Source organism: Pseudomonas sp. S2_F03 (assembly GCF_054668335.1).
The window spans coordinates 5,165,294-5,178,528 of sequence record NZ_CP162759.1 but is presented as its reverse complement, the minus strand read 5'-3'; the positions used below and the strand labels follow the sequence as shown (position 1 = coordinate 5,178,528).

Here is a 13,235-nt window from a genome sequence, read left to right as displayed (position 1 = left end):
TCAAAGTCTGCGTGGCCAGACCTTGAACTGTAAAATTGGTGGAGCTAAACGGGATCGAACCGTTGACCTCTTGCATGCCATGCAAGCGCTCTCCCAGCTGAGCTATAGCCCCGATTTATCGCCTGGCGGCGGAGCAGCATCTTGCGACACTGCTTCTGTAAAACTGGCGTCCCCTAGGGGACTCGAACCCCTGTTACCGCCGTGAAAGGGCGGTGTCCTAGGCCACTAGACGAAGGGGACGCAAACCCTTCTATACAACAGATCAACGCTGAGTGTTGATCGCTTCAAGGCCGGTGTGGCCAGACCTTGAAGTGTAAATTGGTGGAGCTAGACGGGATCGAACCGTCGACCTCTTGCATGCCATGCAAGCGCTCTCCCAGCTGAGCTATAGCCCCTCATCGCTGAGGACGGGGCGAATCTTAATGGCGGATCGAAAAGCTGTCAAACTTATTTTTAAAATATTTCAAAGTTTTTTGCCGACATAACAATCACTTACCGCCGAACCCCGTAAATCCGAGGCCAGATCCGTCCCTGTAGCAGCTGCCGCAGGCTGCGTTCGAGTGCGCAGCACTCGCGATTCGGCCACCCTGCCCTTTCAGACAGAATGTGTAGCGGCCACAAAGGGCCGCTGCGCAGCCCAACGCAGCCTTCGGCAGCTGCTACACGGGAACGGAGTGGATCAGGCGATGTTGCCCAAGAGTTTTTCCCATTCCTTGTTTTCTTTCTTCGACACGCCGCCCAACAAGTCAATTGCCTGGCGCAGACGGAAACGGGTCAGGTCCGGACCGAGGATTTCCATCGCATCCAGCACCGACACCGAGCTGGCCTGGCCAGTGATCGCGGCAAACATCAGCGGCATGGCGTCACGCAGCTTCAATTCCAGCGATTCGACCACTGCCTGAATCGTCGCGGTGATGCTGTCCTTTTCCCACTGACGCAGGCTTTCCAGCTTCCACAGGATCAACTGCATCAACTGACGCACCTGATCGCCCGAAAGCTTCTTGGATTCGAACAATTTGGCATCCGGATTCACGCCGCCGGCAAAGAAGAAACCGGCGAGCGGAGCCACCTGGCTGAAGGTTTCAACGCGGCCCTGAACGTGCGGCGCGATCTTCATCATGTATTCCGGGTTCAGCGCCCAGGTCTGCAGGCGCGAGGCGAACTCTTCCACCGGCAGATCACGCAGCCATTGGCCGTTGAGCCAGGACAGCTTCTCGATGTCGAAAATCGGCCCGCCCAGCGAGACTCGGCTCAAGTCGAAGTTGTCGACCATTTCCTGCAGCGAGAACTTCTCGCGCTCGTCCGGCATCGACCAACCCATGCGGCCCAGATAGTTGAGCATCGCTTCCGGCATGAAGCCCATGCGCTCGTAGAACGTCACCGAGGTCGGGTTCTTGCGCTTGGACAGCTTGCTCTTGTCCGGGTTACGCAACAGCGGCATGTAGCACAACTCCGGTTGTTCCCAGCCGAAGTACTCGTAAAGCAGGATCAGTTTCGGCGCCGACGGGAGCCATTCTTCGCCGCGCAGCACGTGGGTGATACCCATCAGGTGGTCGTCGACCACGTTGGCCAGGAAGTACGTCGGCAGGCCGTCGGTCTTCATCAGCACTTGCATGTCCATGCGATCCCACGGGATCTCGACATCGCCACGCAGCATGTCCGGCACCACGCACACGCCTTCGCTCGGCACTTTCATGCGGATGACGTGCGGCTCGCCTGCCGCCAGGCGACGGGCGACTTCTTCCTTGGACAGCAACAGCGCACGGCCGTCGTAACGCGGGGTTTCGCCGCGTGCCATTTGCTCGGCGCGCATCTGGTCCAGCTCTTCGGCGGTGCAGAAGCACGGGAAGGCATGACCCATTTCAACCAGTTGCTGGCAATACTTCTGGTAGATATCGCCGCGCTCGCTCTGACGGTAGGGACCGTGCGGGCCACCGACGTCCGGGCCTTCGCTCCAGTCGATGCCCAACCAGCGCAGGGCGTCGAAAATCTGCTGTTCGGACTCGCGGGTCGAACGCAACTGGTCGGTGTCTTCAATCCGCAGGATGAACTCACCGCCATGCTGCTTGGCAAAGCAGTAGTTGAACAAAGCGATGTAAGCGGTACCTACGTGGGGGTCCCCGGTAGGCGATGGCGCGATGCGCGTGCGGACGGTGGTCATGGCAAGTCTCGAAATGAAGATAAAACAAAGGGCGAATGGTAACAGGCGATACCCGCCCCGCTCCAGTGAACAGGGCATTTAAGCCAAGTTTGCGTCTACAGAGCGCGTATGGCGTGGTGAATGGCCGAATATCAACCGATGGCATTTACCGCTTGTCGGCTGTATGACAGATTCACCTGCTGATAACTTTCCTTACAATTTCTCGACTACAGTCTGCCCCATGCCTGCCCAACTCAAGCGTCGCCTGTTTATTTTCTTGTTGCTCGTCCTGCTGATTGCCGGGGCCTTCTTTGCCCAGTGGTTCTTCAAGGGGCGATTTTATGAAAGCACCGATAACGCCTATGTCCAGGGCGAGATTACCCGCGTCTCAAGCCAGTTGAGCGCGCGCATCGACCAAGTCTTGGTACACGACAACCAGCATGTCGAAAAAGGCCAGTTGCTGGTCAAGCTTGAAGGCGCCGACTTCCACCTCGCCGTTGACCGTGCCAGCGCTGCCCTCGCCACTCGCGAGGCCGAACGCCTGCAAGCCCAAAGCAAGCTGACCCAACAATCGAGCCTGATCGCGGCCAGTGAAGCGCAAGTCGCGTCCAGCCAGGCGAGCCTCGGCCGGTCGCTCATCGATTTGACTCGCGCCCAAACCCTGCGCAAACCCGGTTTTATTTCCGAAGAACGGGTGACCACCCTGTCCGCCGATAACCACATCGCGCGCTCGCAGGTCGTCAAGGCTCAGGCGGACGCCCAGAGCCAACGCCAGCAGGTCAACGCCCTGACCGCTGAGATCAAACGTCTTGACGCGCAGATCGCCAACGCCAAGGCCGACCTGGCGCAAGCCGAACTGAACCTGACCCGCAGCGAAATCCACGCACCCATCAGCGGCCTGATCGGCCAGCGCGCTGCCCGCGAAGGCCAGGTGGTGCAGGCCGGCGCGTATTTGCTGTCGATCGTCCCGGACCAGGACATCTGGATTCAAGCCAACTTCAAGGAAACCCAGATCGGCCACATGGTGCCTGGCCAGAGCGCCGAACTGATTTTCGACGCCTACAGCGACACACCGATCAAGGCGCGAGTCGACAGCCTGTTCGCCGCTTCGGGCGCGCAGTTCAGCCTGTTGCCACCGGACAATGCCACGGGCAACTTCACCAAAGTCGTCCAACGGATTCCGGTCAAACTGACCTTCGCCGCGGACAATCCGCTGCAAGGGAAGATCCGCCCGGGCATGTCTGTCACCGCCAAAGTGAACATCAAAGACGCCCCTGGCGATGGCCGGTGATCAACTGATCCGCCCGGTCGGCGAACCGACCCGGCGGGACTGGATCGCAGTCATGAGCGTGATGCTCGGCGCCTTCATGGCCGTACTTGACATCCAGATCACCAACTCCTCGCTCAAAGACATTCAGGGCGCCCTGTCGGCCACCCTTGAGGAAGGTTCGTGGATTTCCACCTCGTACCTGGTGGCGGAAATCATCATGATTCCGCTGACCGCCTGGCTGGTGCAATTGCTCTCGGCGCGGCGACTGGCGGTGTGGGTTTCACTGGGATTCCTCGCCTCCTCGCTGCTGTGTTCCATGGCGTGGAGCCTGGAAAGCATGATCGTCTTCCGCGCCATGCAAGGCTTTACCGGCGGCGCGCTGATCCCGCTGGCGTTCACCCTGACGCTGATCAAACTTCCGGAACATCACCGCGCCAAGGGCATGGCCATGTTCGCCATGACCGCCACCTTCGCGCCCTCCATCGGCCCGACGCTGGGCGGCTGGCTGACCGAGAATTGGGGCTGGGAATACATCTTCTACATCAACGTGCCGCCGGGCCTGATCATGATCGCCGGCCTGATGTATGGCCTCGAAAAGAAGGAAGCGCACTGGGAGCTGCTCAAAAGCACCGATTACATGGGCATTCTCACCCTTGGCGTCGGACTCGGTTGTTTGCAGGTGTTTCTGGAGGAAGGCCATCGCAAGGACTGGCTGGAATCGAACCTGATCGTAACCCTGGGCAGCATCGCACTGATCAGCCTGATCACCTTTGTGATCGTGCAGTTTTCCAAACCCAACCCGCTGATCAACCTCGGCATCCTGCGCAATCGCAACTTTGGCCTGTCGAGTATTTCCAGCCTGGGGATGGGGGTCGGGTTGTACGGCTCGATTTATCTGTTGCCGTTGTATCTGGCGCAGATCCAGAACTACAACGCCCTGCAGATCGGCGAAGTGATCATGTGGATGGGCGTGCCGCAGCTGTTTTTGATTCCGCTAGTGCCCAAGTTGATGAAGTACATTTCGCCAAAGTGGCTGTGCACCCTGGGATTCGGGTTGTTCGGGCTGGCGAGTTTTTCATCGGGAGTGCTGAACCCGGACTTTGCCGGGCCACAGTTCAATCAGATCCAGATCATCCGCGCGCTGGGCCAGCCGCTGATCATGGTCACCATCTCGCTGATCGCCACCGCGTATATCTTGCCGCAGGACGCGGGGTCGGCGTCGAGCCTGTTCAACATCCTGCGCAATCTCGGCGGCGCGATTGGCATCGCCCTCCTCGCCACCCTGCTGGATGCGCGAACCAAGACGTATTTTGATTATTTGCGCGAAGCCATTGTGCCGAGCAATGCGCAGGTGGCCGAGCGGCTGTCGTCGATGGCGGACAGGCTAGGCAATGAGACGGCGGCACTGGCGAAAATCAGCGAGATTGCGCACCAACAGGCGTCGATCATGGCCTACAACGATGCGTTTCACTTTGTCGGGATTGCGCTGGGGGTGAGCATGCTGGCGATCTTGTTGACCAAGAAATTGCCAGAGGGGATTAAGGCTGGGGAAGCACACTAAGACCGAGTACGCCCCTATCGCGAGCAAGCTCGGCTCCTACATGTAGGAGCCGAGCTTGCTCGCGATGGAGGCCTGACAGGCACCGCAAATCTCAGACAGTAATCAACCGCTCCCGCAACTTGCCAATCTCATCACGCATCTGCGCCGCCGCTTCAAACTCCAGGTCACGCGCGAGCTGATACATCTTCTCTTCCAGGGCTTTGATACGCTTGGCAACCTCGCCCGGCGAGCGCAATTCCGCTTCGTACTTGGCGCTTTCCTCGGCAGCCTTGGCCATGCCCTTGCGCTTCTTGCTGCGCGAACCCGGCACGGTGGCGCCTTCCATGATATCGGCGACGTCCTTGAACACGCCCTTGGGCGTGATGCCGTTGGCCAGGTTGAAGGCGATCTGCTTGTCGCGCCGCCGCTCGGTTTCGCCAATCGCCCGCTCCATAGAGCCAGTGATGCGGTCGGCGTACAAAATCGCCCGGCCGTTGAGGTTACGTGCCGCCCGGCCGATGGTCTGGATCAGCGAGCGCTCGGAGCGCAGGAAGCCCTCCTTGTCCGCATCGAGAATCGCTACCAGCGACACTTCCGGCATGTCCAGGCCTTCACGCAGCAGGTTGATCCCCACCAGCACATCAAAGGTGCCCAAGCGCAGATCACGAATAATTTCGACCCGCTCTACCGTGTCGATGTCAGAGTGCAGATAACGCACGCGAACGCCGTGGTCGGCCAGGTAATCGGTCAAGTCTTCGGACATGCGTTTGGTCAGGGTCGTGACCAGAACCCGCTCTTCGAGCGCAACGCGCTTGGTGATTTCCGAAAGCAGGTCGTCGACCTGGGTCAGCGCCGGGCGGATTTCGATTTGCGGATCAACCAGCCCCGTCGGACGCACCAACTGCTCGACGACGCGGCCGGCATGCTCCGCTTCGTAATTGCCCGGCGTCGCCGAGACGAAAATCGTCTGCGGGCTGATGCTTTCGAACTCGTCGAAACGCATCGGCCGGTTATCCAGCGCCGACGGCAGGCGGAAACCGTATTCCACCAACGTCTCTTTACGCGAGCGGTCGCCCTTATACATGGCGCCAACCTGCGGCACGCTGACGTGGGATTCGTCGATCACCAGCAAGGCGTCAGCCGGCAGGTAGTCGAACAACGTCGGCGGCGCCTGGCCGGACTCACGGCCGGACAGGTAGCGCGAGTAGTTTTCGATCCCGTTGCAGTAGCCCAGTTCGAGGATCATCTCCAAGTCGAAGCGGGTGCGCTGCTCCAGACGCTGGGCCTCAACCAGTTTGTTGTTGGTGCGCAGATAATCGAGGCGTTCCTGCAACTCGACCTTGATCCCTTCGACGGCGCCCAGCAGGGTTTCACGCGGCGTCACGTAGTGGCTTTTCGGATAGAAGGTAAATCGCGGCAGCTTGCGGATCACTTCGCCGGTCAGCGGATCGAACGCCGACAGGCTCTCGACCTCGTCATCGAACAGTTCGATGCGGATCGCTTCGAAATCGGATTCCGCCGGGTGGATATCAATCACATCGCCACGCACCCGAAAAGTCGCACGAGCGAAGTCCATGTCGTTGCGGGTGTATTGCAGGTCCGCCAGGCGACGCAGCAACGCACGCTGATCGAGTTTGTCGCCGCGATCCACGTGCAACACCATCTTCAGATAGGTCTCCGGGCTACCCAGGCCGTAGATGCACGACACGGTGGTGACGATGATCGCGTCTTTGCGCTCCAGCAACGCCTTGGTTGCGGACAGGCGCATCTGCTCGATGTGGTCGTTGATCGAGGCGTCTTTCTCAATGAAGGTATCGGACGACGGCACGTAGGCTTCGGGCTGGTAGTAGTCGTAGTAGGAAACGAAGTACTCCACCGCGTTGTTCGGGAAGAACGCCTTGAACTCGCCGTACAACTGCGCGGCCAGGGTCTTGTTCGGCGCCAGCACCAGGGTCGGACGCTGCACTTGTGCAATCACGTTGGCGATACTGAAGGTCTTGCCGGAGCCGGTCACACCGAGCAACGTCTGGTGCGCCAGCCCGGCTTCGATGCCCTCGACCATCAGGCGGATGGCTTCTGGCTGATCGCCGGCGGGCTCGAAGCGGGTGACTAGCTGGAATTCAGACATTCAATACCCCTGGATTCGCGCCTGCCCGGTCAAATGGGACAGCAACGAAAAAGACCGCAAACGGCTAAAACCGCCCGAGGAAAAACTGGATTGTGCTCAATGTGGAGTCGATTGCCTGCTCTTTCAAGGCAAACGTCCTACATCCGGCGAATCGTTTGACGTCAGCATTCGACTAACGGTCGGAAAATAATCGGAAAAACTTAACGGAAAAGCCCAATCGTCTGTCGCCATCGATCGCAGATGGCCTCTATACTAGCTCCCCGTTTGTGCACCGCTCTAGTGCATTCGGCTGGAGCGCGACACGTCCCTCCATTCTCCATTCAGAGCCGCCGCAAAAATGAGCCTGTTCTCCGCTGTCGAAATGGCACCACGCGATCCAATCCTGGGCCTCAACGAAGCATTCAACGCCGATACCCGTACCAACAAGGTCAACCTGGGGGTCGGTGTTTACTGCAACGAGGAGGGCGAATTCCACCCTGCGCGCCGTTGTCGAAGCCGAGACGATTCGCGCCGCTCAACACGCTTCCCGCGGCTACCTGCCAATCGACGGTATCGCTGCCTACGACCAGGCAGTGCAGAAACTGCTGTTCGGCAACGACTCGCCACTGATCGCCGCTGGCCGCGTCATCACCACCCAAGCGGTGGGCGGCACTGGCGCACTGAAAATCGGTGCCGACTTCCTCAAGAAACTGCTGCCGAACGCCGTTGTGGCAATCAGCGACCCAAGCTGGGAAAACCACCGCGCACTGTTCGAGACCGCCGGCTTCCCGGTACAGAACTACCGCTACTACGATGCCGCGACCCACGACGTTAATCGTGCCGGCCTGCTGGAAGACCTGAACGCCCTGCCAAACGGCTCGATCGTTGTGCTGCACGCCTGCTGCCACAACCCGACCGGCGTGGACCTGAGCCCTGCCGACTGGAACAACGTGCTGCAAGTCGTCAAAGCCAAGGGTCACGTACCGTTCCTCGACATGGCCTATCAAGGTTTCGGCGATGGCATCGACGAAGACGCCGCCGCTGTGCGCCTGTTCGCCGAATCGGGTCTGACGTTCTTCGTATCCAGCTCGTTCTCCAAATCGTTCTCGCTGTACGGCGAGCGCGTTGGTGCGCTGTCGATCGTCAGCGAGTCCAAAGAAGAAAGCGCGCGCGTACTGTCGCAAGTCAAACGCGTCATCCGTACCAACTACTCCAACCCGCCAACCCACGGTGCAAGCATCGTCGCCGCTGTGCTGAACAGCCCGGTATTGCGCGCCCAGTGGGAAGAAGAACTGGCTGAAATGCGCCTGCGGATTCGCGGCATGCGCATCCAGATGGTCGACACCCTGGCAAAAAACGCGCCTCAGCGCGATTTCAGCTTTGTGGGCCGCCAGCGTGGCATGTTCTCTTACTCCGGCCTGACGGTTGAGCAAGTCACCCGCCTGCGCACCGAGTTCGGCATCTACGCCCTGGACACCGGCCGCATCTGTGTGGCTGCGTTGAACCAGAGCAATATCGACGTGGTGACCAAGGCCATCGTTCAGGTGATCTGAGTCGTCGCGTGATTGAAAACGGGAAGCCTTATGGCTTCCCGTTTTTTTATGGGTTGCAGATATCTCTCGACCCGACGGCCAAGCCCTCTAGACTGCACACCATCCCATTGTGGGAGCCGGGCTTACCCGCGATGAGGCCATCATATTCAACATTGATGTTGGCTGATCGACCGCTATCGCGGGCAAGCCCGGCTCCCACAAGTTATGAGTAAACACGAGAATTCTTGCGAGAACCCCATGAAAAACGATGACCTACGCGCTGACCGCGATGAGCTGGACCACTTCGTGCCTCGCACCCCAGCCAAACGCGGCAACAACCTGGTGCTGCAAGTCGCAGCGGGCGTATTTCTTGGCGGCCTGGCCTTGTGGCTGGTGCAACTGGGCGCCACGATGCTCTATGCCAAACTGATGCTCGGCACCCTTACCTTCGGCGGTTAAGCCAGTTCGGTGGCACGCTGACTGGCGGCGTCGTCATAGGCGACGTAGAGCGATTCCGCCACCTGACTCTTGATGGCCTTGGTGCTTTCAAGCCCCAGAACAAACCCTTCGGCCTTGCCGCCAGCACGGTTCAACTCCTCGGCGTTGCTGGCCTGAGTGATTGCGTCGAACAGTTTTTCGGCGTGCGGGCCAACCCCTTTGGGCAAGCTGATCTGAGCGATGCTCATGCGAACACCCCGTTGTTGAGAGGTGTAAGGATTGAATGGTTCATGGCGCGTACCTTTTCGGCGAATGGCCGGCAGCGCGTGTGACCACTTCCGGGCGGCCATGGTAGACCCCTGAAACGATTCTGGTAACCGCCCACGACCGATTAACCGCCGTCTGTCCCGACGAATCGGTCAAGTTGCTATCAGACGCTTGACTTCTCTTTTTGAATCAGTAACATAGGCGCCATTCCGCGATAGCTCAGTTGGTAGAGCAAGTGACTGTTAATCACTGGGTCCCTGGTTCGAGTCCAGGTCGTGGAGCCATACAAGGTTCCAGAGAAGGCTTTTAAAATCTCTGAAACCCCCGAAAAACCCGCCTTCTGGCGGGTTTTTTCGTTTTGGCGTTCTGTCGGATTCCGGTGGATACCAGCCATTTTAAGGGTAGAGTTTGGGATAAAGGTCAGTTCGATAAAAGGGAGTACCCTTATGTCGCGTACTACTGCTCCACTCTCCGACGCCGCTTGCCGTTCGGCCAAGCCCACAGACCGCGCCTACAAGCTTTTCGACGGCGACGGCCTTTACCTTCTAGTCCAACTCAATGGCCGAAAAGGCTGGCGTCTCAGATACGTCAAACCTGATGGCCGGGAAGGACTGACCTCATTCGGCAACTATCCCATCGTTGGCCTCGCGGATGCGCGCCGCAAGCGCTTGGAGGTCAAGCGAATGCTGGCGGATGGCATTGACCCTATAGGAGCCAAGAACCAAGCCAAGACGGACGCTCTGATCAAAGGCCGCACCTTTGAAAGCGTTGCCCTCGGCTGGCACACGGAAATGTCAGCCAAGTGGGCACCGGACTATTCCAAGACAGTGATGAGTCGCCTCAAAACTCACCTCTTCCCGCTGATCGGCGCTCGCGCCATTGTCGACCTCGACACCCACGACCTTATGCGGCCCTTGGACGTGATCAAGAAGCGCGGAACGATAGACGTTGCTTTAAGGGTACAAAACTACCTGCAGAGCATCATGCGCGAGGCAAAGCGCCTCCGGCTTATCACCGTAAACCCTGCTTACGACCTCGTAGGCTCGATCAAAGCCTCGCGGGTCGTCCACCGCCCCGCCTTATCCTTATCGCGCTTGCCTGAATTGCAGGAACGGATCGACACCTATAAAGGCCGCGCACTTACCCGGCTGACGGTCTTGCTGTCGCTGCACGTGTTTGTACGCTCCAGCGAGCTGCGCTTCGCGCGCTGGAGCGAGTTCGACCTCAAACGTTGCGTCTGGGAAATACCCGACACGCGACCAGCGTTGGAAGGCGTACCCTTTTCCACAAGGGGTACGAAGATCGCAGGCGATATCCATCTTGTACCCTTATCGCCGCAAGCGATCGCCCTACTCGAGCAGATCCACGCAATCACAGGCAAATTTGATTTGGTGTTCGCAGGCGATACCAAATCTTGGAAACCAATGTCCGAAAACACGGTGAACAGCGCGCTTCGGAAGATGGGGTACGACACCAAATCCGAGATCTGTGGGCATGGGTTTCGTTCCATGGCCTGCAGCGCACTAATCGAGTCAGGCTTGTGGATGGATACAGCCATCGAGCGGCAGATGAGCCACAAGGAACGCAACAGCGTCCGCGCCGCTTACATCCACAAGGCCGAGTTCATCGAGGAGCGCAGGCTGATCATGAACTGGTGGAGTCGCTACCTTGAGGCTAATCAGCAGAAGCATGTCAGCCCACGCGAATTCGCCAATCAGACGGGTGCGAATGTCACTCGCCTAAAAGCAAAACGTGGCGCACTGAGTAAGCGCTCGGTCCTCATATCTCAGTGATCCGCTTGTCCACGCGGGTCCACGCAAGCAGGGCTGCAAAGCCGCCCTGCTTGCATGGACCTCACTTAAAAATCTAAAGCCAACGCAACTATCTGTGGAAAACCACGGTTTTCCATTAGTGGATAATTTCATCCACAGCCGCAGAACTCCCAAAAATTCGAGCATTGACCCGAACTCTTCACAGGCGTAGAAAAGTTCGGGCAAAGCGCTGTCGTTGACAGCAACCCAGGTAGCCAGAACCTTTAAGGCTACGCCACACCGTGGTGGTTCTCCCAAAGTGCGATTAGCGTCCGGCGGCTCGCACAGTCACAGCGATGTGATGGATGCCTACTTTTACCAGCGTACCCACTGCGGCAACTCATTCCCTTTCATAGCTGCTCTGCAGCAACCTATCCGCTTGGCCATTTCCTTGCGCCAACCTGCGCCCGTCTCTTTCTTCCGGAAAGAGACGGGCGCTCCTACCACTGCTGCAGCCCAACTCGTACAAGGCTTTGCGGCATTTCCCCTCGTGACAATTGGCGTGACAAACACCGAAGTTACCCGCAACAGCGATGCAGATGATGGTGCCGCAGCCCACGGAATGGACTGCACCTGACTGACAGTCAGGTATGCCCCGGTCATCGCTTCACTGCCTTCACCCGACTCAGGATCTCGCGGCGCAGGTCTCGTCAGCCAGTGCAGCCTCCACCCGCCCACTTCCTCGGAAGTGTTCAGGAGGCCAGATCATGAGATGCCCAAGCTCCCGGTCGTAAGGAGCCGCCAGTCCTGCGTTAGAGGACAACCCTCACAGGTCGCAGGGGCCTTGATCCCTGATAACACTCAACATTCTTGGCGGGATGACGTGGGGACGGTTTCAATAGTTTTGGCTTCGAGAGGAGTTCGATCATGGCACTGGTAGGTAAACGTGACGGGCGCAATTTTGGCTATGGTCGGCAATTGAGTTATGCCGGGCCGCAAGCGCTGAAAGATCTATTTGGCAGCGGGCATTTCGGCACGGTCAAGGCGCACAGTGATCGCTGGCAGGCGTTTGTACGCTGGTGCCGGTCGGAGGAAGGGCCGGGGTTTAACGATGCGCGGCAGATTAGTTGGCAGACCTTGCTGGACTACGCCGGACATCTGCGTCAGCAAGTTGAACAAGGTGAACTCGCCATCTCCACTGCACAAAACCGATTGTCCAGCGTGAACCGGACCCTGGCCGCGCTTCGCGGTGATCAGTATGTAAAAGTCGTGAGTCCGAGCAAGGCGCTGGGAGTGCGGCGCACCAGTGTTCGTCGTTCTGTGCCGCAAGGCCAAGACCGCGAACAGGTGAAGCGGGTCGTAGAGGTGCTTTGCGAAAACCAGCAGGCACGCGCCGCGGCCATCGCTCAGTTAGCGCGAGCCACCGGTATGAGCTTACGCGAGGCGATTTTGGCCGACCTTCCGCGCCTGAAGCGTGAGTCCGAACAATACGGGAAGATCAACATCCAGGATGGCACCAAAGGTGGCCGTTCAGGCGCGTCAGCACCTCGTTGGATTACGGTAAATGATCATATTCGTGACGCACTGAGGTTTGCCGAAAAGGTCTCGCCTGACGGTAGCCACAACCTGTTAGCCCCGCACGAAAGCTACCTGGATTTCATACAGGGCAGCGTCCGTCCCATTCGAGACCTCCTCCATATGCACAACCTCAAAGGCTTTCATGAATTACGGGCGGCCTTTGCATGCGAACGCTATGAGCAAATCACCCAGCATCCCGCGCCTATCAATGGCGGCCATTGCCAGCAACTCGACCGACGCCTCGATCAAGAGGCCCGAGTGCAAATCAGCTATGAACTCGGACACGGCCGTATCGACGTAGTGTCGGCTTACATTGGTGGTCGAGCATGAGCAGGGCATTCGATATGGAGCTTTTCCTAGCGGGCTTCCTGACCGGAGCGCATGCCACACGCCAACGCCATCTTCGTCAGGCGAAGGCTATCCAAACAGCAATCGCTGAACGCTGGCAACGCGACAATCCATGGACTTGGCAGAAAAAGCATCTCACATGGTTCCTAAATCACCATGTGTACCAGCACGCTGAATCGACGCGCTACTACTATCTGCTGACCGTGCACTTACTTGCTCATCGTCTAGGAAAGGCCTGGCAGTTCAACCGTCAGGCGAAGGTCA

8 protein-coding genes, 4 tRNA genes and 2 pseudogenes are annotated in these 13,235 nt (G+C 58.5%); 8 read left to right on the top strand and 6 right to left on the bottom strand.

All coding sequences use genetic code 11. The features are described from left to right. Window positions 1–36: 36 nt before the first annotated feature. From AB4N76_RS24165 to gltX, 4 genes are all read right to left on the bottom strand, one after another. A tRNA-Ala gene (locus AB4N76_RS24165) sits at window positions 37–112 on the bottom strand. Window positions 113–164: 52 nt separating this feature from the next. Continuing rightward, window positions 165–240, bottom strand: a tRNA-Glu gene (locus tag AB4N76_RS24160). 79 nt (window positions 241–319) lie between these two features. Further along, window positions 320–395 (bottom strand) — tRNA-Ala (locus AB4N76_RS24155). A gap of 284 nt (window positions 396–679) precedes the next feature. Next, complete coding sequence (gene gltX, locus AB4N76_RS24150; protein WP_008037650.1) at window positions 680–2,161, bottom strand: glutamate--tRNA ligase; 1,482 nt, start codon at window positions 2,159–2,161, stop codon at window positions 680–682. A gap of 220 nt (window positions 2,162–2,381) precedes the next feature. Here gltX and AB4N76_RS24145 point away from each other — a divergent pair, with 220 nt between their 5' ends. After that, complete coding sequence (locus AB4N76_RS24145; protein ID WP_077430542.1) at window positions 2,382–3,431, top strand: HlyD family secretion protein; 1,050 nt, start codon at window positions 2,382–2,384, stop codon at window positions 3,429–3,431. Continuing rightward, on the top strand, window positions 3,421–4,971 hold the full coding sequence (locus tag AB4N76_RS24140; protein WP_046026908.1) for an MDR family MFS transporter: 1,551 nt from the start codon (window positions 3,421–3,423) through the stop codon (window positions 4,969–4,971). Before AB4N76_RS24145 ends, AB4N76_RS24140 begins: the two co-directional genes overlap by 11 nt. Window positions 4,972–5,062: 91 nt before the next feature. Here the strand turns inward: AB4N76_RS24140 and uvrB are convergent, their stop codons facing one another. After that, on the bottom strand, window positions 5,063–7,078 hold the full coding sequence (gene uvrB / locus AB4N76_RS24135; RefSeq protein ID WP_046026909.1) for an excinuclease ABC subunit UvrB: 2,016 nt from the start codon (window positions 7,076–7,078) through the stop codon (window positions 5,063–5,065). Between the two features lie 337 nt (window positions 7,079–7,415). On the opposite strand from uvrB, the pseudogene AB4N76_RS24130 reads away from it, so the two are divergent. Next, window positions 7,416–8,610, top strand: a pseudogene (locus AB4N76_RS24130) (amino acid aminotransferase). A 237-nt stretch (window positions 8,611–8,847) separates the two neighbouring features. Next, a complete protein-coding gene (locus AB4N76_RS24125) occupies window positions 8,848–9,048 on the top strand; it encodes a hypothetical protein (RefSeq protein WP_077430544.1) in 201 nt (66 codons plus the stop codon). Here AB4N76_RS24125 and AB4N76_RS24120 read toward each other — a convergent pair. Next, window positions 9,045–9,275, bottom strand: coding sequence for a hypothetical protein (locus tag AB4N76_RS24120; RefSeq protein ID WP_046027137.1), 231 nt, complete (start codon window positions 9,273–9,275; stop codon window positions 9,045–9,047). The two genes, AB4N76_RS24125 and AB4N76_RS24120, sit on opposite strands and share 4 nt — an antisense overlap. A gap of 227 nt (window positions 9,276–9,502) precedes the next feature. Between AB4N76_RS24120 and AB4N76_RS24115 the strand changes: the two genes are divergently transcribed. From AB4N76_RS24115 to AB4N76_RS24100, 4 genes and pseudogenes are all read left to right on the top strand, one after another. Continuing rightward, window positions 9,503–9,578 (top strand) — tRNA-Asn (locus AB4N76_RS24115). Between the two features lie 162 nt (window positions 9,579–9,740). After that, window positions 9,741–11,087 (top strand): tyrosine-type recombinase/integrase, encoded by a 1,347-nt coding sequence (locus AB4N76_RS24110; RefSeq protein ID WP_046026911.1) that lies wholly within the window; start codon window positions 9,741–9,743, stop codon window positions 11,085–11,087. 885 nt (window positions 11,088–11,972) lie between these two features. Continuing rightward, on the top strand, window positions 11,973–12,953 hold the full coding sequence (locus tag AB4N76_RS24105; RefSeq protein ID WP_460163610.1) for an integrase domain-containing protein: 981 nt from the start codon (window positions 11,973–11,975) through the stop codon (window positions 12,951–12,953). Beyond that, window positions 12,950–13,222 (top strand): annotated as a pseudogene (locus AB4N76_RS24100) (hypothetical protein); the annotation flags it as partial. The gene AB4N76_RS24105 and the pseudogene AB4N76_RS24100, both read left to right, overlap by 4 nt. Window positions 13,223–13,235: the final 13 nt, after the last annotated feature.